This window comes from Neobacillus camarae (assembly GCF_054950115.1).
Map to the genome: position 1 here is coordinate 1,047,876 of NZ_JBUCKX010000002.1, position 20,627 is coordinate 1,068,502.

General features: G+C 43.9%; 24 protein-coding genes. 12 read left to right on the forward strand and 12 right to left on the reverse strand.

Translation table 11 applies throughout. The features are described 5' to 3' along the window. The first annotated feature begins 176 nt into the window (after positions 1-176). From ACY8D0_RS12640 to ACY8D0_RS12655, 4 genes are all read left to right on the forward strand, one after another. Positions 177-1,064, forward strand: a complete 888-nt coding sequence (locus ACY8D0_RS12640; RefSeq protein WP_462410860.1) for a LysR family transcriptional regulator — start codon at positions 177-179, stop codon at positions 1,062-1,064. A 230-nt stretch (positions 1,065-1,294) separates the two neighbouring features. Beyond that, positions 1,295-1,831: a transposase gene (locus ACY8D0_RS12645; protein ID WP_462410861.1), complete on the forward strand. Its 537-nt coding sequence runs from the start codon at positions 1,295-1,297 to the stop codon at positions 1,829-1,831. Positions 1,832-2,179: 348 nt separating this feature from the next. Beyond that, positions 2,180-2,608: a CBO0543 family protein gene (locus ACY8D0_RS12650; protein WP_462410862.1), complete on the forward strand. Its 429-nt coding sequence runs from the start codon at positions 2,180-2,182 to the stop codon at positions 2,606-2,608. Positions 2,609-2,672: 64 nt separating this feature from the next. After that, complete coding sequence (locus ACY8D0_RS12655; protein WP_462410863.1) at positions 2,673-3,350, forward strand: uracil-DNA glycosylase; 678 nt, start codon at positions 2,673-2,675, stop codon at positions 3,348-3,350. A 270-nt stretch (positions 3,351-3,620) separates the two neighbouring features. On the opposite strand, the gene ACY8D0_RS12660 is transcribed toward ACY8D0_RS12655, so the two are convergent. Beyond that, positions 3,621-3,875 carry a DUF1292 domain-containing protein gene (locus ACY8D0_RS12660; protein ID WP_462410864.1) on the reverse strand — a complete coding sequence of 85 codons (255 nt, stop codon included), beginning with the start codon at positions 3,873-3,875 and terminating at the stop codon, positions 3,621-3,623. Between the two features lie 264 nt (positions 3,876-4,139). Between ACY8D0_RS12660 and ACY8D0_RS12665 the strand changes: the two genes are divergently transcribed. Continuing rightward, entirely contained in the window at positions 4,140-5,534 is a 1,395-nt protein-coding gene (locus tag ACY8D0_RS12665; protein WP_462410865.1) for a S8 family peptidase, read from the forward strand. A gap of 78 nt (positions 5,535-5,612) precedes the next feature. On the opposite strand, the gene ACY8D0_RS12670 is transcribed toward ACY8D0_RS12665, so the two are convergent. From ACY8D0_RS12670 to ACY8D0_RS12685, 4 genes are all read right to left on the reverse strand, one after another. Continuing rightward, complete coding sequence (locus ACY8D0_RS12670; RefSeq protein ID WP_462410866.1) at positions 5,613-6,383, reverse strand: YhcN/YlaJ family sporulation lipoprotein; 771 nt, start codon at positions 6,381-6,383, stop codon at positions 5,613-5,615. 165 nt (positions 6,384-6,548) lie between these two features. After that, positions 6,549-7,445: a DMT family transporter gene (locus tag ACY8D0_RS12675; RefSeq protein ID WP_462410867.1), complete on the reverse strand. Its 897-nt coding sequence runs from the start codon at positions 7,443-7,445 to the stop codon at positions 6,549-6,551. A 72-nt stretch (positions 7,446-7,517) separates the two neighbouring features. Further along, the gene (locus ACY8D0_RS12680) at positions 7,518-8,090 is read right to left on the reverse strand and encodes a lysophospholipid acyltransferase family protein (RefSeq protein ID WP_462410868.1); all 573 of its coding nucleotides are present in this window, start codon (positions 8,088-8,090) and stop codon (positions 7,518-7,520) included. Between the two features lie 54 nt (positions 8,091-8,144). Beyond that, positions 8,145-8,564 (reverse strand): PaaI family thioesterase, encoded by a 420-nt coding sequence (locus tag ACY8D0_RS12685; protein WP_462410869.1) that lies wholly within the window; start codon positions 8,562-8,564, stop codon positions 8,145-8,147. Between the two features lie 266 nt (positions 8,565-8,830). Here ACY8D0_RS12685 and ACY8D0_RS12690 point away from each other — a divergent pair, with 266 nt between their 5' ends. Then, a complete protein-coding gene (locus ACY8D0_RS12690; RefSeq protein ID WP_462410870.1) occupies positions 8,831-9,400 on the forward strand; it encodes a TetR/AcrR family transcriptional regulator in 570 nt (189 codons plus the stop codon). Positions 9,401-9,457: 57 nt separating this feature from the next. Further along, a complete protein-coding gene (locus tag ACY8D0_RS12695) occupies positions 9,458-10,405 on the forward strand; it encodes an SDR family NAD(P)-dependent oxidoreductase (RefSeq protein ID WP_462410871.1) in 948 nt (315 codons plus the stop codon). Positions 10,406-10,507: 102 nt separating this feature from the next. Here ACY8D0_RS12695 and ACY8D0_RS12700 read toward each other — a convergent pair whose 3' ends face one another. The 3 genes from ACY8D0_RS12700 to ACY8D0_RS12710 all read right to left on the reverse strand — a co-directional run bounded on the left by ACY8D0_RS12700 (position 10,508) and on the right by ACY8D0_RS12710 (position 12,650). Next, complete coding sequence (locus tag ACY8D0_RS12700) at positions 10,508-11,077, reverse strand: DUF6241 domain-containing protein (RefSeq protein WP_462410872.1); 570 nt, start codon at positions 11,075-11,077, stop codon at positions 10,508-10,510. Between the two features lie 216 nt (positions 11,078-11,293). Continuing rightward, positions 11,294-11,929 (reverse strand): class D sortase, encoded by a 636-nt coding sequence (locus ACY8D0_RS12705; protein WP_462410873.1) that lies wholly within the window; start codon positions 11,927-11,929, stop codon positions 11,294-11,296. Positions 11,930-11,933: 4 nt separating this feature from the next. After that, positions 11,934-12,650 (reverse strand): cell wall anchor protein, encoded by a 717-nt coding sequence (locus tag ACY8D0_RS12710; protein ID WP_462410874.1) that lies wholly within the window; start codon positions 12,648-12,650, stop codon positions 11,934-11,936. A gap of 184 nt (positions 12,651-12,834) precedes the next feature. Between ACY8D0_RS12710 and ACY8D0_RS12715 the strand changes: the two genes are divergently transcribed. Continuing rightward, complete coding sequence (locus ACY8D0_RS12715) at positions 12,835-13,269, forward strand: VanZ family protein (RefSeq protein ID WP_462410875.1); 435 nt, start codon at positions 12,835-12,837, stop codon at positions 13,267-13,269. A gap of 59 nt (positions 13,270-13,328) precedes the next feature. On the opposite strand, the gene ACY8D0_RS12720 is transcribed toward ACY8D0_RS12715, so the two are convergent. After that, positions 13,329-13,466, reverse strand: a complete 138-nt coding sequence (locus ACY8D0_RS12720; RefSeq protein WP_462410876.1) for a hypothetical protein — start codon at positions 13,464-13,466, stop codon at positions 13,329-13,331. A 723-nt stretch (positions 13,467-14,189) separates the two neighbouring features. Here ACY8D0_RS12720 and ACY8D0_RS12725 point away from each other — a divergent pair. The 3 genes from ACY8D0_RS12725 (at position 14,190) to ACY8D0_RS12735 (ending at position 17,025) form a co-directional block, all read left to right on the forward strand. Beyond that, positions 14,190-15,026 carry a hypothetical protein gene (locus ACY8D0_RS12725; protein ID WP_462410877.1) on the forward strand — a complete coding sequence of 279 codons (837 nt, stop codon included), beginning with the start codon at positions 14,190-14,192 and terminating at the stop codon, positions 15,024-15,026. Between the two features lie 66 nt (positions 15,027-15,092). Continuing rightward, complete coding sequence (locus ACY8D0_RS12730) at positions 15,093-16,673, forward strand: prolipoprotein diacylglyceryl transferase (protein ID WP_462410878.1); 1,581 nt, start codon at positions 15,093-15,095, stop codon at positions 16,671-16,673. Between the two features lie 181 nt (positions 16,674-16,854). Then, positions 16,855-17,025 carry a hypothetical protein gene (locus tag ACY8D0_RS12735; protein ID WP_462410879.1) on the forward strand — a complete coding sequence of 57 codons (171 nt, stop codon included), beginning with the start codon at positions 16,855-16,857 and terminating at the stop codon, positions 17,023-17,025. Positions 17,026-17,287: 262 nt separating this feature from the next. On the opposite strand, the gene ACY8D0_RS12740 is transcribed toward ACY8D0_RS12735, so the two are convergent. Next, positions 17,288-18,469: an aminotransferase gene (locus tag ACY8D0_RS12740; RefSeq protein WP_462410880.1), complete on the reverse strand. Its 1,182-nt coding sequence runs from the start codon at positions 18,467-18,469 to the stop codon at positions 17,288-17,290. Beyond that, positions 18,466-18,969, reverse strand: coding sequence for an Lrp/AsnC family transcriptional regulator (locus ACY8D0_RS12745; protein ID WP_462410881.1), 504 nt, complete (start codon positions 18,967-18,969; stop codon positions 18,466-18,468). The genes ACY8D0_RS12740 and ACY8D0_RS12745 overlap by 4 nt, the downstream gene beginning before the upstream one ends. Positions 18,970-19,414: 445 nt before the next feature. On the opposite strand from ACY8D0_RS12745, the gene ACY8D0_RS12750 reads away from it, so the two are divergent. Then, positions 19,415-19,540 (forward strand): anti-repressor SinI family protein, encoded by a 126-nt coding sequence (locus tag ACY8D0_RS12750; RefSeq protein WP_462410882.1) that lies wholly within the window; start codon positions 19,415-19,417, stop codon positions 19,538-19,540. 177 nt (positions 19,541-19,717) lie between these two features. On the opposite strand, the gene ACY8D0_RS12755 is transcribed toward ACY8D0_RS12750, so the two are convergent. Then, positions 19,718-20,548, reverse strand: coding sequence for an N-acetylmuramoyl-L-alanine amidase (locus ACY8D0_RS12755; RefSeq protein WP_462410883.1), 831 nt, complete (start codon positions 20,546-20,548; stop codon positions 19,718-19,720). Positions 20,549-20,627 lie beyond the last annotated feature (79 nt).

The window sequence follows — 20,627 nt, forward strand, 5'->3', positions numbered from 1 at the left end:
TTTAATACCGGAATTCCTGCTACATCATTTCTATCTATTAAGTTATCAGATAAACCAAATGGGGTAAATTGCAACAAAGTTATAAGGTATAACCAAACTGTATATCCTTGAGATACCTTAACCATTGTATGTTACTATATTCCATATAGTATGTACATGCGTAGGGGGTTGTTTCATTGAACATAGAAAGCTTGAAAATGTTTTGTTTGGTGGTGGATGAAGGAAGCATAAGCCAAGCAGCTAGGTTAAACTATGTCTCCCAGCCAGCCGTTACCAGGCAAATTCATCAGTTGGAAAACTTCTACGGAACCTTGTTGTTTGACCGCACGGACGGAAAAATGAAGGTCACCGAGGCAGGCAAGTTGTTATACCCTTTTGCCAAGTCGATTGTCCGCGACTTTAATCGCTCCAAGGAAGTCATTACACAGGCGATGGGTGAATACCATACAAACCTGCATGTGGGCGCTTCGTTAACGATTGGGGAATACTTGCTGCCGCGTTTGTTGGGCCGTCTAAAAAAACAACACCCGGAAATAAAGGTATCATTAACCATAAAAAATACGCCGGGCGTCATCGAGGACCTGGCGAATGATGTAATTGACCTGGCCTTGGTGGAAGGAATCTTTGAAAATACTGGTTTTATTGTCGAAAAATTTGCGGAGGATGAATTGATTCTCGTTTGCTCGCCTGACCACAAGTGGAAAGAGCGAATTGAGATTGAAGAGCTTGCCAACGAAAATATGATTCTGCGTGAATCCATCTCCGGAACTAGGATTATCGTTGAAAATATGTTGAAAGAATATGGTGCTTTGGAAAAGATAGAAAGCTACATGGAGTTAGGCAGCACCCAAGCGATCAAAAGCGCAGTGGAAGCAGGCCTTGGAATCAGCATCCTGCCAAGGCTAACCGTAGCCAGAGAACTTGAACAAGGCATCCTTCGGGAAGTCACCATCAACAAAATCCACATCAACAGAAACCTATGGCTCGTCAAAAAAAACCAGCGATTCCATAAAACCAGCGTCACAAACTTCCTGGACTACATCAAAAATGACACCCAGGATTAGGGAGCCAATCCCCCGGCAGATTAACGCGTTACCTTGGCGGGGGCCTGTCCCCCAGCTGATTAACGCGTTACCTTAGTAGGGTGTCCTTCCATCCAGACAAGACAAGAATATTTTAAAGGAAAGGGAGGATTTTGATGTATGTTGTTGAATATTGTTGATTGTACTTCAATAATTTTGAGAAAGAGGTGTGTCCCTTGCCAAGGAGACATCGAGTATGGTTTCAGGGGGCGATGTACCATATTACATGCCGTGGAAATCGCAAGTTTGATTTATTTTTGGATGAGCAAGACTTTCGAACTTACCTGAATTTGTTAGAAGAGACCCGCAGCTTTTATCCGTTCCATCTCCATTCCTATTGCCTCATGACAAACCACGTTCATCTTCTCTTAGAGACCGTTGACTATCCACCGACAGACATCATGAAAATGATCAACTTCCTTTATGCGATCTACTTCAATAAACGCCATGAACTGGTTGGACATGTTTTCGAAGGAAGGTATAAGGCAAAGCTAATTGAAGATTTACACCATTTCATTGTCACCAGCAGGTATATTCATTTGAATCCGGTCGAAGCCAACATGGTTGATTCCCCAGAACTCTATCCCTGGAGCAGTTACCACGCATTTAACTCCGACCCCGACCCCGACCCCCATGTAAACACCACAAAACTATTATCCAACTTTCCCGAACCACAAAAAGAAAATTACCAGAAATTCGTCCTGGGTCTGCCGCCTTACTGTACAAAAGGAACCACGGTACTTCATTAGGATGAGGCCAGTCCTCCGCCGCTTTAGCACGGTAATAAGGTGGGGGACTGGCCCTTCATTTTTTTGACATAATAAAAGTTTGGTATTACAAAATAAAATGGTCAGTAGACCATTTGTATAAAATTGGTAGTTCGTTGTATTTATTTGGTAGAAAAGTTATTCATTTTTTAGGAGGATTCCCTTAATATTTCAATTAATGATGGAACTAGGAGTTGATTAGATGGGGATATAGACCAATTAATAGGGCTGGCTGAAAAAGTAAGAGACCTGCGAAATCATTATTGGCTTCATGAAGTTCTGTTTTCTTTTAATTGGTGGTTCCTGTTAGCTCTTGCGGTGGTACCTTGGTTGATATGGTGGAAATTGGTGGATAGGAAACGGATTTTAGAAATCCTTTTTTATGGCTGCCTGATTTCCGTTTATTCCGTGTTATTAGACGATATTGGCTCCTTTTTTGTGTTGTGGATTTATGAAGCCCAGTTGGTGCCCATCACTGCCAGGCTTAATCCGATTGATTTAACCATCATGCCGGTAACCTACATGATTGTCTATCAATTTTTAAAAAAATGGAGGCACTTCTTGGTGGTTCAGGCCATTCTCGCTTTAGGTGCATCTTTTCTGTCGGAGCCCCTATTTACCTGGATGCATATCTATAAGACGATAAATTGGGAATTTTACTACTCCTTTCCGATTTATTTAGCTTTAGGGATAATGAATAAATGGCTGGTCGAAAGATTATCGAAACTACAGAAGGAATTACCAAGTGATTCTAATTGATAGAGTGCTTATTCATTTTTATAATAGTGATATTCAGCTAATAGGAAATGAGTGTGCAAGCTAGATGACTATTTTAAAAAATGATTGGGCTCTTCTTTTGGAGAGCGAGTTCGAGCAGCCTTACTATGAACGGCTAAGAAAGGTCCTAAAGCAGGAATACCAAACAAAAGTGATTTACCCGGATATGTACGATATATTTAATGCCCTGCACTTTACTGCATATGAGGATACAAAAGTGGTGATTATCGGTCAGGACCCTTACCACGGATCAGGACAAGCCCAGGGATTAAGTTTTTCTGTGAAACCTGGTATCACCATCCCGCCATCATTAAAAAATATTTATAAAGAGTTGCATAGTGACTTAGGGTGTTATATCCCGAATCATGGTTCCCTAGTTAAATGGACCAAGCAAGGGGTATTGCTCCTAAACGCAGTATTGACTGTACAGGCGGGAAATCCCAATTCCCATAAAGGCTTGGGGTGGGAGCAATTTACCGACAAGATTATCCAAACGTTGAATGAGCGGGAGACTCCGGTTGTGTTTATCCTTTGGGGGAAATTCGCCCAACAAAAACAACAACTCATCACCTTCCCGCAACATTTCATCATTAAATCCGCCCATCCAAGCCCATTCTCCGCCAACAACGGTTTCTTTGGCAGCAAACCCTTCTCCAGAGCCAACGCCTTCCTCAAGAAAATCGGCAAAGAAGAAATCGACTGGCAAATCCCCAATATAGATTAGGATACCAGTCCTAGCAAATCCCCAATAATTTACAGCATTAACGTGGCGGGGGACAGGCCCCCATTGGATTATCGAATTAACGTGGCGGGGGACAGGCCCCCACTGGATTACCGCATTAACGTGGCGGGGGACAGGCCCCCACTGGATTACCGCATTAACGTGGCGGGGGACAGGCCCCCCACTGGATTACCGCATTAACGTGGTGGGGGACAGGCCCCCGCTGGATTACCGCATTAACGTGACGGGGGCCTGGCCCCTCATCTTCCTTTTCTATTCCGCAGGTGCATTCTCTACAGCAATTTGGTAGGCGTCGAGGACGGCTTCGGTTTCTATTGGGTTGTTGATTCCTATTAGGTATTGGCTGCCTTCTTCGTCTTCTATTTTCATGACGATGGTTTCTTTTTCATTTTTAAGCAGGGCGTAGGATTCTTCTTCCATATCAAAGAGCGCTTCAATAGCATACTCGATTCGGTTGCCGTGCTCATCCTCAACCGTTATATAATCCCTTGGTTCATCCTGTTTCATCGTTTTTCACCTCGTTACGTTCTCAAACATACTGTTCCCAATTCGAAACTGATTCATAAAAAAGAAATACAGTTTTCCTGGAGTTTCAAGAATCCTCTGTTATACACGTGAAAATATTCATTAAGATACATTATCTAGTCGTAAAACGGCTATTGTAAGAATACAGAATCCGGAAGTGTGACAAAGGGGCTGCCTGTATCCTATGCACGCCTATCGGCCCCAATATTCCGCTATTAATATCATAAAAGAGCCCGAGGTGTTACCATGAAGCATAAATGGTTAATTGGCCTATCCGCCATTGTAGTAGTAGTAGTAGTAATTGCCATAGTGGCGATTAGACCCTACCGGGAAACGGAGGATCGCATCCAAACCCGCAGCAGGACCGAAAACAAAATCATCCAAGTGCGAAACTTGCAACAAAATTCACCTCTCACTATCCGGAAAGTCGACAGCATCGGGGCCAATGAAAACTTAAAAATGCGGCTGAACAGCACCCCGACCGTAAAAATTATTCATCATAATCACAAGGATAAGAGTCATTACTATGACAATGAAGTCATTGTCCATTTTAAACAAGCGCCAAACGAAGCGGAGCTGCAAAAAATCCTGACCGATATCGACGGCATCATCAAAGAAAAACATGAATTTGCCATTATGTTTAAATCCAACAGCCAATCACCGGAAAAACTAATGGATTATTTTAACCAGATGGAAACTGTTGAGTTTACGGAACCTCATTACATCTACATGCAGAACGATGTAAACGATACCTATTACAGCGGCTATCAATGGAATCTGCCGGCCATAGGCACAGAGGACGGCTGGAATATCACCCGTGGTTCAAAAGACGTCAAGATTGCTGTGATTGACACAGGAGTGGACCTTGACCATCCGGACCTGGCGGGAAGACTTTTACCTGGCTACAATACGGTAGACGACAATGACAATCCCGATGATGATAATGGCCATGGCACCCATGTTGCCGGCATCATTGCCTCCTTGACGAACAACGGAGAAGGAGTCGCGGGGATTACCTGGTATAACCCCATCATTCCTGTAAAAGTCATGAACTCGGATGGTTCAGGGGGATCATTCGATGTGGCGGAAGGCATCCGCTGGGCGGTCGACCATGGGGCCAATGTGATTAACTTGAGCTTGGGAAATTACCAGTCATCCTCCCTGTTGGAAAATGCTATTAGCTATGCGCAAAGCAAGGATGTCGTCGTCATTGCGGCGGCCGGAAATGATAATACCAGTCAGCCCAGTTATCCAGCGGCCTATAAAGGAGTCCTTGGGGTGGCAGCGGTGGATTGGGATGGGAAAAGAGCTGAATTTTCGAATTATGGGGATTACATCGATATCGCCGCCCCTGGGGTTGAAATTCCAAGCACCTACTTTCAAAGTGAATACGCATCCCTATCCGGAACCTCCATGGCTGCGCCTCATGTCACGGCCTTGGCGGGACTCATCCGCTCTGTCGACCCCAAACTGAGTAATACAGAGGTCATTGAGGTGATCAGGAATAATACGCAAAAACCAAAGCCAGGCATGGCCCCTTATTACGGCAGTGGGATTATCAACAATGTAGCGGCATTGCAGGATGTCTATAACAAGCACGATAATCAACCTAAAAATCAAATTCAGCCAACAACTGACTAATCCCTAGGACAGCGAATACGATAAGAAACAAAAGACGAGCAAAAAAGGGGCACTACCCGAAAAGGGTGCCCCTTGATATTAGCGGAAGAATCGGCGTACAGCATCTCCAAAGTCATCGAGCAATCCGTTGGCGTTACGTCCGTTATTCAAACGGTTTGTAAAGTCTCCCATTTGATTGTAAAAATTGGTATCGTAAGAAACATAAACCTTGTGAATGCTCTTGTCAGCCGAACGAACTCGGTCCGCAATCCGTTGCTCCAACTTATTGGAAACTTCACTATAGGTGTTTGCCCCTGTGCCGGTACCGTTATTGTTATTGAGGTGGTTTGTGCCCGTTGTATTATTGTTTCCATTGATACTATTCGTTCCAGCTTGCCCTGTCGTATTGCCAGTATTGTTAATCGTGCTGAAACCGGCATTGCCTGTATAGTTGTTAATGGTTTGATCTCCGGTATTGGTATTTCTTCCTCCTGTGTTGCCGGTTGTGTCAGGCAGGTTCATTTGTCCGCCCCGTAAATTGGCACTGTTGAGGTCGCGGTTCCCGGCTGCACCAAGATTGCCGGCCGTGCCGTTGTTGTTATTCCCATTTAGTCGAACTGCTACATAGGCATTGTTGTTGCGGATAATAACTCTGGCATCATCGACTTCATCCATGCGCTCGACCCGTCTTTCCGCAAGCGTGGATAGCCGCAATCGACCGTTATCCTGTGTGTTTTTTCTGACCGTATTGACATTCATATTGTTATTGTTATTTCTGGCAATATTGTTTGAAGTATTGTTGTCCCCATTACAGGCCGTCAATCCAATGAGGGAAACCGCAAAAGCCAAACCAAGCAACGGTTTTTTCATGTAATCTCCTCCAAATAAAAAATGAACTACACCCATATCATGGCTTATTTATATCAATACATGCGGAGCTCCCTGATGTAATTTTTGGGCAAAAAGTAATAGGGATCTAGTCGAAAAAAGCACAAAAAAGCCCCCTTTAAAAAAGAGGGCTTCAACAATGGTACCTTATACCGCTTCCTTAAGCGCGGCTGTTTTTTGCTGTTGGTTGATAAAAGTAAAGACTCCAACCAACACCAGCAGGCCTCCGGCAATCTGCCAAATGGTCAGCTTCTCACTCAACATAAAGTACGCCAGAGTGGACGCCCCGACAGGCTCACCCAGAATACTCATGGAAATCGTCGTCGCGTTAACATAGTTTAGCAACCAGTTATTAATCACATGGCTCATCGTCGGCACAATCGCCAATAGAAGGAAAATTCCCCACTCTTTTGCAGGGTATCCGGTAAATTCCACACCTGTAAACAGGTTATAAAGACTAAGAATGACGAAAGCGAAGAAAAATACACAAAAGCTGTAAATCCAATGCGATAATTTTTTCACGACGCTTTGGCCGATTAACAAGTAGCCGACCACGGCAATCACACTAAAGAATGACAATAGATCGCCAAGGATGGCATTTTTGCTTAGTGCAAGGTCTCCCCAGCCAATCATGAAGGCACCAACAATCGCAATTCCCATCGTGGCCAAGACAGTACTGTTGGCGCGTTCCTTAAACAGGAAAAAGCCCCCGATTAAGGAAACAACCGGCTGCAACGCAAGAATGATTGTGGAACTGGCCACTGTGGTCAGCTTCAAACTGCCAAACCACAGAACAAAATGCATGGCTAAAAAGGCTCCGGAAAAAAATAAGAACAGCCAGTTGCGTTTGCTGATTTTTTTAAACTCATGCCGGTTTCTGATCACCATTGGCAGCAATAATAAGCTTGCCATGCCCATACGGTACATACTTAAAATCGAGGCCGGCGCATCCGACCATTTGACAAAAATGGCCGAAAACGAAATCGCGATAATCGAAATCGCCAGCGGCAGGCCGATCGATACAGAACGTTCTTCCTGATTCATGGTTTCTCCCTCTCTAGTTGTCATTAATGAATAAAATTAGCTCTGCCGGTCTGTTTTAAAAAACACGGGGAACTATGCATTTAAAGTATTCATTTTTTCTTCAAGCAACCGATTATAATGCTCCCTGGCTTCCTTGGATACTTCAGTCATCATGATGGGTTCGCCGAAAACCAGCCTCGCTTTCTTACGTAAAAGCAGATCTTTGAAATTATTGGGCCCGCTGTAGGCAGCCGGAATAATCGGCACCTTTGCTCGCTGGGCAATGGTAATCGCCCCTTGTTTGAGGGCCATTTGTTCAGTCTTCCTCGTTCCGGTAGGGAAAATCCCTACGACTTCTCCTTTTGCCAAAAGCCGATGGGGGATTTTTAACACACTTGGGCCAGGATTTGCCCGGTCTACCGGAAAGGCATTTAATTTGTTCAAAAACCAGGCAATAAACCTGATTTCGAATAACTCCTTCTTGGCCATGTAGTGGATGGGAGTAGGAAGGAGGGTCACCCCAAGGTAGAGGATATCTACCCATCCAGTATGCGTACAGGCGATAACATAGGGGCCGGACGGTGGTAGATACTGTTTGTTTTCCACCTCTATTTTTCCGAATAGACGCAATAGCACCCTCACAAGCCTAGCAATGAAATGATACAAGTCAAATTCCTCCGGTTAGATAAGTTGGGATGGGAAACGTTATCGTCCAGCACGTTATTCCCCGGTTACAATCATGCAGGTGCCGGTGGCATGGGCCACCAAGCTGTCTTTCGAATCGTAAACCTGGCATTCTACAAGGCCCATCGCATCTTCTCTTTTCGTCACTTTGCCCACGGCCCTCAACTTTGTTGTCCAAATGGGTTTAAAAAAGTTAAGCTTCAGTTCAACCATTGTATAAGAAACATGGTCAGGCAAAGTGGAGGCAAATGCACAGCCCATTGCCGCATCGGAAAGGTCACAAAGAATCCCCCCATGAAGGGAGCCCACGGCCTCATCGGGCCCTTCGGCTGCTTTCATTTCAAAAATAGCAGCGCCATCGCCCAATTCCACTAAGTCGAAGCCGGAAAATTGGCTCATTGGCGGGGGAGGCATTTCCCCTTGCCTCATTTTTTGCAAGGTATTTAGATTTGCCATCCATACACACCCCATTCCTGATCGTTTACTATCAAAAATTTCGAGAAATTTTGAGAAATAATACTTACAATAAATTAACAATAATACTATTAATCTGCCAAAAATTATACTACTACTAAGGGAGATACAGCGCAAGAACTATTTGGTGTTTGGCTTTATCGGTGTAAGACAAAGGTCTAGAAAAAACATAAATGGAAATACTTTACAAAAAATGAAGGGTAAGGTATTATTTAATTGACCAGTGGTCAACAAGGAGGATACAGCAAATGTCACCGCGTAAACTAGTCCAGCAAGAATTAACAAGGCAAATGATTATGGATGCGGCAAGAAATTTATTCGTGATGAGAGGCTATCAGCATGTTTCCATGCGGCAGATTGCCAAAGAACTCGACTGCAGCCATGGAACCATCTATTATCATTTTAAAAATAAGGCAGAACTTTTTTACGAGTTAGTGGAAGATCATTTTGCTTTGCTTGACCAGAAGCTTCAAGAAGTACTTCTTATGGATTTGGATAACATGGAAAAGCTGAAACGGGTTTTGGTCGCTTACATTGAATTTGGCCTTAATCACCAGAGCCACTATGAAATCATGTTTTTAACCAAAGATGAAGAAGTTAGAAATTTATTAAACCAGGGCCCAAACAAAAGCTACGAAAACTTTGCCCAAAGTGTGGCTCGTTTGAGCGGCAAGCAACTAAAGGTCCAGGAAATTTGGTTGTTATTTTTGTCCCTGCACGGGTTTGTGACTCATTATTGCCAATATGTGAATGGCTATGAAGAGGTCAGGTCCCTTGCGGAGGCGCATGCTGATTTTTTATTAAAATCCATTCACTAATTATTTTTGCGGTTAACTGACCAGTGGTCAAATGAACCGGGAAGGGGAGAAATATTCATGGAAAAAGCATTGGTTTTAGGGGCTTCAGGCGGGATTGGGTATTCAATTGTAAAGGAGTTATCGTCGAGAGGGGTTCAAGTGACGGCCTTTGCCAGAACGAAATCCAGGCTGGAACAATTGTTTGCGGCGGATTCAAATGTTTCCATCTTTGCAGGAAATCTTTTTCAGCTAGATGATTTACGGGAAGCCGCAACTGGAGTGGATGTTATCTTTCATGCGGCAAACATTCCCTATGAGCAGTGGGAAGCGAGCCTGCAGAAGTTGGTTTCAAATATATTGACTGTAGCAAAAGAAAAATCGCTAAAGCTGGCGATGGTGGATAATATCTATGCTTATGGCAGAGCGGGGAATAGAGTGGAGGAAACGACGCCGAAAAGTCCGCATACCAAGAAGGGCAAAATCCGCCTTCAAGTGGAAACCATGGTAAAGGAATCAGGAATCCCGTTCATTCTTGCCCATTTTCCTGACTTTTACGGGCCCAATGCGGAAAACACTTTGCTCCATTATACACTGAAGAGCGTCGTGGATAATAAGAAAGCGGGATACGTCGGGGACCCTAAAATAGCCAAAGAGTTCATCTATACACCAGATGCGGCCAAAGCGCTGGTTAATTTGGCCTTACATGAAGAAGCCTATGGCCAGGTTTGGAATATTCCCAGTGCAGGGGTGATTACGGGTGAGGATTTAATCGCAACGCTTCGGGAAGTTAGCGGCTTCGATAAAAAGGTATCTATCATCGGCAAAAATATGATCCGGTTCCTTGGTTTGTTCAATGTGGGGATGCGGGAAGTGGTCGAGATGTTTTACTTGAATGAGGAACCGGTGGTATTGGATGGCGGCAAATATGAAAAAGCGATTGGGCCGCTGCCTCGCACCCCTTATAAACAGGGAATGGCCACGACGCTGGAATTTATGGCTAGGAACTCCGTAAGTTCAAATGATTGAGGCCGGCCATGAGTGGGATTGGAGCTTTCATGAAAAGGAGAAGTAGAAAGATAAATCCGGCATCTCTTACAGAAGATGCCGGATTTGTTGGTCAAAATCACATTATTGAAGGCCCATGTCGGCCAAATATTCTTGTCCAAAATTATTCATCACAAACGTTTTTTCCTCTGATGGGCTCATGATTCCATAGGCCCTGCCGACTGTACCATCCTGGTAATTCCAAAAATAATTGTGGTCAGTATCAATACTGGCAAAATTACTGTTTTTCCATTTATCAAGGATTTCCAGCATATCATTTTTTAACTCAAATTGGCTGTTGTTGACAATTTCATAAACCTGGTTAATGGTATCGGGAATCATCGGGATGGCGCCCCATTTGTCCTCTGCCTTCACTTTTTGGTGGGTCATTTTATGCATGACCTCAATGACGGCCTTCTGGGAGCTAGTCTGATCAAGCCCAATATCATATTGTACCCCGCCAATCTTAGCTGTTTGCTGTTTCTCTATTTCTTCCTGCCTCTTCGTGGCATCCTCAACCGGAGCCGTATCAGCTTTTGTGGTCTCCTGCTTTGCGTCATACTCAGCAGCATGATCCATCACCTTATAAACCCCAAAACTTCCACCCGCCAAAACCACCAAAACAATAGCCGTAATCAGCAATATCTTCTTCACAATTTCCCCCCTGACAGCTATCTTCAGCTACCTCTACTTTAACAAAATATTCAAATACTTACCAGGAAAACCGAGGCCAATCCCCCAATGCACCAACGCGTTACCAGGATGGGGGCCTGTCCCCCAGCGCAGTAAAGCGTTACTGTGACGAGGGGGACTGGCCCCGCAAAAAACCGCAGCCTTTTGTGGGGGCTGCGGTTTGTGAGTGGATTTGGGTTAGTTTGCTTTTGCAAGCGGGTTGCTTTTTAGATTTGTGTAGACGATAAACCGCTGCGGTGCGCTTCCGATATAGTTGAATGGGTAGCATGTGGTCAGGGTAAGTGTTTCGTAATCAGTCGGGACAGCTACGGTTTCATCGTTGGCATCGACGATTTTGGTTTCAGTGGCTTCATAAACGAAATCACCATAAGGGGTAGAGAAGGTAATTTCATCACCGAGCTTTAAATCTTCTAATTTCCTGAAGACCGTATCACGGTGCCCACTTAAGAGAACATGACCGCCTTGACCTGGCAGGGCGCTGCCAGCCATGTGGCCAACCCCCATTTTAAGCTCATTGTCATGAGTACCCTGCACGACCGGATAGGACAGACCAAGCGAGGCAATCGATAAATCACCCAGTTTTTCTCCAGGAGATGGCAAAGTCGTCCATGCTTCCGTGTCAAATTTCCGTTCAGTCTGGTCGGGCTTATAGGGAGCAATGACGGTTTTGGCTAAAAGGGTCGTTTGTTTGGTCATTTCCCAGCCGAATATCGCAATAACAGCGATCCCAACAACAATCAGGAAGGTCGGTATGCCGAGCAAAACCCATTTCCACTTATTCCGTTTTCTTCTCTTTTTGCGCTTTCGTTCCATTAGATTAAGCTTGATTCTCCATTCTTCGAACCGTTCTCATAGCCGGAACCAAAGCCAGTCCGCCTAGAACCACTAGCAAGCCGCCAACTGCCATTCCCAATGGAAGGTCAGAAGCTGTTTTGGGTAATGTCGAACTTGGCATTGGCACAAAGCTGCCCGATTTCTCAAGCTCTTTTTTGGCTTTAACGGCATCCTTCAACGCATCCAATTTGGCATCAAAGGCAGCAGCAGTGAAATCGGATTTTTTAGGGTCAACTGTTGCTAAAACATTCCCTTTAAGGTCTTTAATTTGGATGACTAAATTTTTAGCATTATCTATGCTAAGGCTTGATAAATCAAAAGCTTTGCCGCTTTTATCTACAAAAGCCACCTGCAAGTGAGCCTTTTGCGCACTATCTAAAAACAAGTTAGCTAAATTAGTGCGTTGCGCATCTGTTAGGCTATCGGGTGAAGCAGTGGCGCTTTTTAATAGTTTTGCGGCTGCATCCGAATTTTTCAAAATATCATTGAATTCCTGCTGAGTTAAGTCCACAGATTGCAGATAAGCATATAAGTAATCGACTTGGCTTACGCCTAATGCTTTCAAAGAAGTCACTAGTTCCTGGGCATACTCAGTAGTGCTTGCCGCTTTTGCTTGGTCCAATGCAACCGGACTGAAAACCGAAAGCGAAACCCCAAGTGCGGCAACAATTGCCCCTTTTTTTACAATATTAAGTGCCATTAGTAAATCATTCCTTTTATATTACAATTTTATTAAAAATATAACATAAAACGGGAAATTATTCTATTAAATTCTAAATAAACCAATAAATCGTCCCAATTCGCCAGTCAAAGCCTAAGATCATAACAAAGTATACTTCGAATATTTCTGGACAAAGATGGTAAAAGGAAAGGGGGAATCATTTATGAAAAATATAGCCATATTCCTTTGGATGCTTCTCATTTTCGTGTTGACCTGTACAGCCAGCTTTTCGGAATTGATAACAATTGGTGAAGTTAGATTTCAATGGGAAACTCATCCTCAATTGGCTGATTTATTCGAATCAATGCCTCATAGGTTAACCAACGGTTTTCTCAGGCAAAAAGTGGGGCATATCTTGGCTTTCTTAGTGTTTACCTTGCTGCTGCAAAGAAAAATACTGTCTAAATTCCTTATCTTTATTGTTGCAACAAGTTATGCGGCTTTTACAGAGGTCCTTCAATTATTTTTTACAAGAGACGGGAGAGTCTTTGATATAGGATTTGATCTTGTGGGGATTGTCTTGGCATTTGGTATCGGGTTATTGTGGGTTCCTCATTCGAAACATATTGATATAAAGGGCAAACAGAAATTATATTAAAATATAAATAAAACCCTCGGGAAATATAAAATTCCCGAGGGACCAAGACAAAAGGTTATTTATAGATGGTTGGCGATAATTGTTAATAGAGCGCTGATAATTACAGTTCCAAGGAAGATAAAACCCATTGTAAAAAGTTTTTTTCTTTGCTTTCGCTGAAGAACTTCTTCAGGTGTAAGCCAGATATCTTTAGACATGAAATTTTCTCCTTTTTCTTGATGCTATGTTTTGGCGATTTAAAAGTTTTTTCACATTGATAATGCTATTTAATTATATACTGCAATAATATTTGTTGTCATTCACTTATTGAAAGGGAAAAGTATCCACCAGTTTGAAGGAAGGTATGTAAAGCACGATAGTGTGTCCAAGGAATGAGTCGTTTATTTCAACTTGAAGTGAAGTTGAATACAGTGGCCGTTCCGAAGGGGAAATCTTACCGAATCAAAAAAACAATCAATTTAATCCAGCCAAATAAGGCGATCCACAACGGAATGCTTAATGACGTCCCCCATAATAGGCCAACTAACAAATTTCCCCGCTCTTCCATCCAAACCACTCCTTAACAGTTTGTAAGTGAAACTTTTTACGTTATCCCTGTCGATGATAATGCCAGCAACGTATTAGAAGGTCTTGGAGCTTAATGGTCCTTTTCCTAAACAATATCAAATTCTCTTTGCAGAAATAGGGGAAGACTGGCATATACAGTAGAAAAACTATCGACAGAAATAACCAATATAGGGTTGATAGATTTGTATGTTTCCCTGAAACTATTGATTACATTCAAGAAAAGAGGAAGTTAGTAGCGGACATCCATAGGAGAAAAGAAGGATTTTCATTGGAAGGTTTAGAAAACGGTCGAAAACTGTATAAACACCCCGAATCATTTTCCGAGAACTCCAACATGAGGGGAGGTGAAATTTTTGCAGTTCCGCCAATTTTTAATACTAGGTTTGATGGCTGGAGCAGCCTTCCTTTTACCTGACAATGCCTTTGCCGAGAAAAACAACGTGAATCAGCCTCAGGCAGTATCCCAAGCAGTGGAAAAGCAGGGGAACTCGAGTAATGTGAATCAAGCTTCATCGCAAGCAGGCACCCCTCTGAAAGCAGAAAGTGCAAAAACGAAAGAATTGCCAGCGGCAGCCGCTGAAAAGGGAAGCCCAAGTAATCAAGCAGCAAAACTGCTGCCTTCACAAGCCGCTTCATCTAATAGTGCTTCTAAAGAAGATAAGAAGCAACTGCCAGTGCAGGCGAATGAGCATGCACAGTCCAATAATGGCCAGGGGGAGAAAGCAACAACCGAGACTTCCAATGCTGCCGTGAAGGATGGGGGAATAGTGGAGGAAGATCAGCAAATGGGCGCTGACCTTGACAGTAATCTGTCCCCGCCTAAAGGTGAGACCGAGAAAACTCCTGTACGTTCAAAATCTGCGGGGGGAGCACCTATTCATGTGGAACCTAAGGTGGCTGCACAGGGTGAAACGCAGTCTCCACAACCGTTGAACGATGAGAGACGTCCTGCTGATAGCGGCAAGCTGCCAAATGATGATCAGGCAACGAATTCAAATCAGCGGACCAACGCTGCTGGAAGTTCCCCTAATGAACGAGTCAGCGGCAACACTGGTATTCACAGTCTGGTAGATAAGTGGTTTGAATGGGATCGACAGTATGAAACTGAACTTTTTCTTTTCTATTATTCTCGGCAGGAGTGGTTAACAAACCAATGGGTAAATGCTCCGCCATCGCCTCCGCCGCAATAGAGCTCCTACTTAAATAACGTTTCCCGCAGGTAAGACACGGAACACATTTAAAAGGAGCGAATAAAAATGAAACATTATCTTAATCCAAATATGGTTGTAAAATCTTTTGCATTAGCTGGAGCATTGACAGTAGGAATTCTCGCCGGCGGCCAACTAACGGAGGCGGCAGGTCCGAATCAAGGAAATGCCGGCCATGCCGTTCAAGCTGGAAATGCAGTAAAGGCCCAGGCACCTGCTTCAGTCAAGCCAACTGTAAATGCTCAACAGATTACAAACGGTAACGGGAATGCTCAGGCTAATGAAGAGAAGGCTAGCAAATCGCAGGCCAGTGTACATGCCAGCGAAACGGCAAAACTTCATGCCGCACCTAATTCGGCTGTTCAGGGCAAAGGTGAAAAAACTGCCACAGAAGAAACACCTGTTTCTGAGCCTGCAGTTGAAGAAACCGTTAACCCTGAACCAAATGTAGTGGCTGAGCCTCAAGAGCCGGAAGTGGTATCTGAAGCACCAGAGACAGCACCTGCACCAGAAACGCAGGAACCGGCTGTAGCGGAGGAAGATGAGGCTGTAACTACAGAGGCAAAGGTTGACGAAGATCAACCAGCTACTGAAGTTGAAACCGTTAAACAAGAAGATGAAGATCAAGATGCTGACAAGGACGAAGATTCTTCCAAGAACTATGACATTCAAGTTGTTGTCAAAACTAATAAAGATGACGAACATGAGGCTGTAGAAGAAGAATCAGATGATGCCGAAAAGGTAAATCCATCTGCGGCTAACAAAGCTCACTCCCAAGCGGCTGCTCACGCAAGTGAAACCGCTAAGGCACATGCCAATGCAAACTCAGCGATTTTTGCCGGCAGTATAACTGCTGAAGAAACAGTCTCTGAAGAGCCTGTACAAGAGGAAGCAGTTGTAACGGATGAGGAAACTGCTGAAGAATCAACTGAAGCAGTAACTGCTGAAACCCCAGTTGAGGAAACAGCTGTTGAAGTAGAAGATGAAAACCAAGTTGCTGCTGAAGAAGATGCTGTTGCCGAAAAAGTAAATCCGTCTGCAGCAAACAAGGCACACTCCCAAGCGGCTGCTCACGCAAGTGAAACCGCTAAGGCACATGCCAATGAAAACTCAGCGATTTTTGCCGGCAGTGTGACTGCTGAAGAAACAGTCTCTGAAGAGCCTGTACAAGGGGAAGCAGTTGTAACGGATGAGGAAACTGCTGAAGAATCAACTGAAGCAGTAACTGCTGAAACCCCAGTTGAGGAAACAGCTGTTGAAGTAGAGGATGAAAACCAAGCTGCTGCTGATGAAAAGACAGAAAATACTTCTGAACAAACGGAAGTAACAGCTATTGAAGATGCACTAGAGTCTTCTAACGTTGTAGTAGAAGATGAGGCAACAGGAGAATTTGCTGAAGTGACTGAAGAATCGACAGATGTAACGGAAGAAGAAGCGGTAAGCCCATCTCAAGAAAATAAAGCAGCGGCACAAGCAAGCCTAAATGCAAGCAGTATAGCAAAAGAACAGGCTGCAGAAAACTCTGCTGTCCTTGCTGGAACCGTGGTAACTGACGAAGAAACCACAACTGTAACAGAAGAAGCTGGGGACGAAGTTGAAACAGAAGCAGGAGTCCAAGCTATTCAATAATTAGTTTGTAAAAACCGAAGGATTTTCCTTCGGTTTTTTTGTTCTTAGGGCTCTTGACCACGAAAACCTGCCCATTTTTCAATTAGAAATGCTCCATAATTCCGCCTGTTACATATGTCTAGAGTGTAAGGGAAATCTGGGAAAGTGGGTGTTGAAAATGTTTCCATTTTTCGGAGGTGGAATGGGTTATCTGGGTGGACACGGTTACCCTGGTGGCTTTGGCGGGTATGGCTATTCTCTAGGTGGCTATGGACATGGAGGATATGGCGGTTACGGTGGCTATGGTTACCCGTATTATCACCACCATCACCATTTTCCATATCACCACCACCATCATGGGTATTGGCATTAAGGGGAAAAGAAAAAGAACAGACTATTTGAGGAGGATAAGGCAGCTGCCCTATCCTCTCTTACATAACTGGATAAAGTCTGCAAGTGCCTGTCCGTGCTTAGGACAAATGAGACAGAGGGGGCACGGTCATTGAGAAAGCCGTTCAGCGCCCGAGAAATAGGAAAAAGAGAGATATCGGTCACTGAAGTGCATACCATCATCAGCGACCAATCCTCTCTAAACAAAGACCTCACTGGCCTAATAATAAGGTGCATTAATAAAACTATACCAAATTTCTTGCCTGGATAAACCGTTGCATTCGTTTCAGAGCCTCCTGCAGCTGGGGCATGGAGGTTGCATAAGAACAACGGATATATCCTTCCCCGCTCTCCCCGAAAACATGGCCGGGAACGACCGCCACCTTTTCTTCGCGAAGCAGCTCCTCAGCAAATTGTTCCGACGTAAGTCCGGTCGATTGAATGGAAGGAAACACATAAAAAGCTCCGCCTGGATTATGGCACGACAGTCCAATTTGGTTTAACATCTGCACCATGAAATTCCGCCTGCGGCGATAGCTTGCCCTCATCGCCTCCACTTCGTGATAGCCGTTGCGAAGCGCTTCAATGGCGCCGTGCTGGAGCATATGAGGGGCGCACATGGTAGTATATTGATAGACTTTTAACATGACCTCCACCAATTCCTTGGGTGCCGCGAGAAAACCCAATCGCCAGCCTGTCATCGCAAAGCCCTTGGAAAAACCATTAAGCAAGATCGTCCGATCATACATCCCGTCAATGGAAGCGAAACTTGTGTAGGGTTCATCCTCATAATTTAATTCAGCATAAATTTCATCGGAAACGACAAGCAAATCATATTTTTCAACAATCTCGGCGATTTTCTCCAATTCCTGCTTGTTTAACATACTTCCTGTAGGATTGTTGGGCGAACTGATTAAGATTGCTTTGGTTCTATCAGTAATTTTTTGTTCGAGCTGTTCAGGGGTCACCTTAAATCCATTTTCCGGCGATGTTGAAATCGCCACCGGTTTCCCTCCCGCTATGCTGACCAAAGGGGCATAGGCGACAAAAGCCGGCTCGACAATCAAGACTTCGTCTCCTGGGCTCAAAATGGTACGGAACGCCAAATCCAATCCCTGACTGGCCCCAATCGTTACGATAATTTGGTTGGCCGGATTATACTGGACAAAAAACCGTGTGCTCAAATATTTAGCGATCTCCTCCCGCAGCTCCAAAAGGCCAGGGTTGGCCGTATAAGAGGTAAACCCCTGTTCCAATGATAAAATAGCCGCTTCCCGAACATTCCACGGGGTTACAAAATCTGGTTCACCAACCCCTAGTGAAATCACGCCTTCCATGCTGGATGCCAGATCGAAAAATTTACGAATCCCGGATGGCTGCAAATCCTTTACAGTCTCCGATAAATAATAGGAATATTCCTGTCTCATGGGGTTACCACCATTCGCCGGTCTTTGTCTCCGCCATCATCAAATAACACGCCATCGTGCTTGTATTTTTTTAGCATGAAATGAGTAGTGGTCGATACCACATTTTCAATCGGTGATAATTTTTCCGAGACAAAAGCCGCTACTTCCTGCATCGTATTGCCTTCTATCGTTATCGATAAATCATAGGCGCCGGACATTAAGTACAGGGACGATACTTCAGGAAAGCGGGAAATCCGTTCGGCCACCTCGTCAAACCCCACTCCCCGTTTTGGGGTCACCTTGACTTCAATCATAGCGACGACGTTTTCTTGCCCCTCCACCTTGCTCCAGTTAATCAAGGTCGGGTAACTCATAATAATTTTTCCGTCTTCCAGCTTCTTAATCGTTTCCCGGACCGTTTCCTCGCTGCACATTGCCATTAAAGCGATCGTTTCTACAGAAATTCTATGATTTTCCTCCAATATTTTTAAAATCTCAATTTCCTGATTGGTTAATTTCATCCGTTTTTCTCCTTTGGGTTAAATATATTCTATTGTTGATTGTAAATGGATTTTCGATGGCTGTCACGAGAAAACATACCTAAAAATGCGATTTTTAAGAGTAGGACAATGTATATCGGAGTAAATCTAATTTGTTAGTCTATATGTCAAAACAAGATTGTTGATCCAATATTTGGTAAATATTTTATATAATATTGTTATAATTTGTATGAAAAAAGGTTGGGAAAATTTTGGAATGACGACAAATTATAACACCGTAATGTAAAAGCACTATATATAATAATGACATCATGATTCATTAAGAAAACAGTCCTAATGAAATGAAATAACATAGTATATAGGTCATGCTTCATTAGTATTTATATAAAGCGATAATGAATGGGTTTAAAGGAAAGGAGCATAAGCAACCCAGATGGACAATCGATAGTGTTATAGGGGTGAGACAATGGTGATTACTGATGTGGAAACGCAAGTATTGGATGAGGAATGGGTAGCACTTATTTTAGAAGCAAAAGAACTGGGACTTTCCATTGATATGGTAAGACAATTTTTTGATCAGAGCAAAGATTAAAAGCGATAGATGCTTAAAAATACATAAAGTTGGCTGACTTTAAGAAGAGGTCTTTCCCTAAACCGGCGGACCCAAGTTCTTAAGTTCAGCCATCTTTTTTTCCTGTAAGATACTATTCAAGTATGGTTGGGAAAACTTATTTGTTACCAGGACCTTTAGAATCTACAATATCATCCATTATTCGGTCAGGAAGGCATCAGAATACCCGGCCTGTCTGATTTGGTCCAAGAGAGCCTGGGCATTTTCCCGGTTTTCAAATGCACCGGCCTGAACCCGGTACCAGGTTGTCCCCGTTATCACAATTGGTTTGACATAGGCCTCAAAGCCCTGTGAAATCAGGGAAGCGGCAGGATTGTTAGCATTTTCTTTGGATGTAAACGACCCGGCGATGACTTTGTAAAGTATACCTGCTCCAGGGACAGGGGCAGGGGCGGGATTTGACGCTGGAAATGGGGCTGCTTTGCGAGTGAGGCCGAATGCCCTGGCCAACCCATTGACATGGCCTTGGGCTGCATTTTCCCGCCATGATGCCTGTTTCATCAGGGTGCTGTCGTGGGCATTGCTGATAAACCCGTTTTCCGTTAAAACTGCCGGCATGGAGGATTCACGGAGCACATGAAAATTGGCCTTTTTTCTCCCGCGATCGGCCAGTTGATTCAATTTGCCCACTTCTTCATGAATGATAGCCCGATATTTTGAGGTTGTGGAAGAGTCCGACAGGCCGCTGTAAATATAGTCCTCATAACCTTGGGCAGAGCTTGGCCCGGAGTTGATATGGACAGACAAAAAAAGTTGCGCTCCCCAGGCGTTGGCTTCAATGGTCCGCTGACTTAGACTTTTTGTTGCATCACCAATTCGGCTCATCATCACTTCAATATTCTCATAGTTATTTAGAAGGATTGTCCGAATTCTTAGCGCAATATCCACTGACACATCTTTTTCATTCAAGCCATTCCCCTGCGCACCGGGATCATTTCCTCCGTGTCCCGGATCTAAATAAAGTTTCATTACCATCACCTCCTTACTTAGTTATTTTATTGAAAAAGTAAAAATTGGTACGGGCCTATGACCGATATGGCTTGTCCCC